The following is a 513-nucleotide window of genomic DNA, read 5'->3' on the forward strand; positions in this document are numbered from 1 at the left end:
ACCAATCCCTTAAATAACCTTTTTGGAGGGGAATTACTTGCGCGTATGGATCGTGCGGCCAGCATCGCCGCACGACGTCACAGCCGCAGGATTGTGGTAACTGCTTCGGTAAATCATGTTGCATTTAATAAAGCGGTTCCCTTAGGAAGCGTAGTGACCGTTGAAGCTAAAGTTTCAAGGTCTTTTAAATCTTCTATGGAGATCTATATCGATGTATGGGTGGAGGATCGGGAAAGCGGACAACGCAGTAAAGCCAATGAAGCTATATACACTTTTGTGGCTGTAGACGAAACCGGAACTCCGGTTAATGTACCGCCTATTGAACCTGAAACTGAGCTCGAGAAAAAAAGATATGAAGCTGCCCTTCGCAGAAAGCAGCTAAGCCTTGTGCTCGCCGGAAAAATGAAACCCGGAGATGCGACTGAGCTAAAAGCATTATTTGTAGAATCTTAGAAGATGGCGCGGATTTGTAATCCGTGCCGCATTTTATACCAAATTTCCGAATATTCCCCT

The 513-nt window shown here is 45.4% G+C and carries 1 protein-coding gene; it reads left to right on the forward strand.

Going from position 1 to position 513, the window contains the following annotated elements:
- Positions 1 to 453: acyl-CoA thioesterase (locus tag HC175_RS17425; protein ID WP_168139566.1), on the forward strand; the 453-nt coding region annotated here is incomplete at its 5' end.
- Positions 454 to 513: the final 60 nt, after the last annotated feature.

It is taken from the genome of Salinimicrobium oceani (assembly GCF_012037645.1).